Below are 449 nucleotides of genomic sequence, written 5' to 3' on the forward strand. Positions count from 1 at the left end.
TTCATCAGACAATCTGTGTGAGCACTTCAAAGAACGCTTCTTTAAGGTAAGGAGGTGATCCAACCGCAGGTTCCCCTACGGTTACCTTGTTACGACTTCACCCCAGTCATGAATCACAAAGTGGTAAGCGCCCTCCCGAAGGTTAAGCTACCTACTTCTTTTGCAACCCACTCCCATGGTGTGACGGGCGGTGTGTACAAGGCCCGGGAACGTATTCACCGTGGCATTCTGATCCACGATTACTAGCGATTCCGACTTCATGGAGTCGAGTTGCAGACTCCAATCCGGACTACGACGCACTTTATGAGGTCCGCTTGCTCTCGCGAGGTCGCTTCTCTTTGTATGCGCCATTGTAGCACGTGTGTAGCCCTACTCGTAAGGGCCATGATGACTTGACGTCATCCCCACCTTCCTCCAGTTTATCACTGGCAGTCTCCTTTGAGTTCCCG

The 449-nt window shown here is 51.9% G+C and carries 1 rRNA gene; it reads right to left on the reverse strand.

Going from position 1 to position 449, the window contains the following annotated elements:
- Positions 1-47: 47 nt before the first annotated feature.
- Positions 48-449, reverse strand: a 16S ribosomal RNA gene (locus FDX24_RS00050); the annotation flags it as partial.

The sequence above is a fragment of the Citrobacter sp. wls716 genome (assembly GCF_005280975.1).
In the GTDB taxonomy this organism is placed as follows: Bacteria; Pseudomonadota; Gammaproteobacteria; order Enterobacterales; family Enterobacteriaceae; genus Citrobacter; species Citrobacter youngae.